Source organism: Ancylobacter lacus (assembly GCF_018390635.1).
GTDB lineage: Bacteria > Pseudomonadota > Alphaproteobacteria > Rhizobiales > Xanthobacteraceae > Ancylobacter > Ancylobacter lacus.
Map to the genome: position 1 here is coordinate 1 of NZ_JAHBGE010000068.1, position 614 is coordinate 614.

2 protein-coding genes are annotated in these 614 nt (G+C 72.1%); both read left to right on the forward strand.

Annotated features, from left to right (window positions below):
• Positions 1 to 67 precede the first annotated feature (67 nt).
• Complete coding sequence (locus tag KHC27_RS17025) at positions 68 to 340, forward strand: helix-turn-helix domain-containing protein (protein ID WP_213340596.1); 273 nt, start codon at positions 68 to 70, stop codon at positions 338 to 340.
• A 1-nt stretch (position 341) separates the two neighbouring features.
• Positions 342 to 542: a hypothetical protein gene (locus tag KHC27_RS17030; protein ID WP_213340597.1), complete on the forward strand. Its 201-nt coding sequence runs from the start codon at positions 342 to 344 to the stop codon at positions 540 to 542.
• The last annotated feature ends 72 nt before the right edge of the window (positions 543 to 614 follow it).

Consider the following 614-nt stretch of genomic DNA (forward strand, 5'->3'; position numbering starts at 1 on the left):
CATGAAAACCGCTCCCGCAACGTCTGACGTCCCAAAAAATCCCGCCGAGAGGCGGGAGTGGATCCGCATGCGGCTGCGCCTGGTGGGGCTCACCTGGCGCAGCCTCGCGCGGCAGATCGGCGTGTCGCCCCAGGTGGTCCAGCAGACCGCCGCGGGCGCCCCGTCGATCCCCGTGGAAGAGGCCATCGCGGCCGCGATCGGCATCGCGCCGCGCGACCTCTTCCATGAGCACTGGACCAAGTCGGGCGATCGCATCCCGATCGCCCGGCCCGGCCTGCACAAGGCGAAATCTAGCCGCCCTCGGGCCGCCGCGCATGCCCAAAAGTCGGAGGCCGCCTGACATGGACGAGGCCGATCTCGCCGACGCCATCTACAACGCCTGTTCCGACGCGGTCGGCGCGGGTCCCGCCGTCAACCGCGCCACGCCCGCGCGCCACCAGCAGGCGCATTTCCGCGCCCGGCTCCGCCGCTTCCTCGAAGACCTTCCGGGCGAGGTTTCGGTGTCGGAGCTGCGCGAGCTGCTGGAGGGGCGCCATGGCTAGGGGCCGCGCCCGCCCTTCAACCGACACCGCCGCGCGCCTGCTGGTGTGCGCCGCCCTGCTCGCCGCGATCGT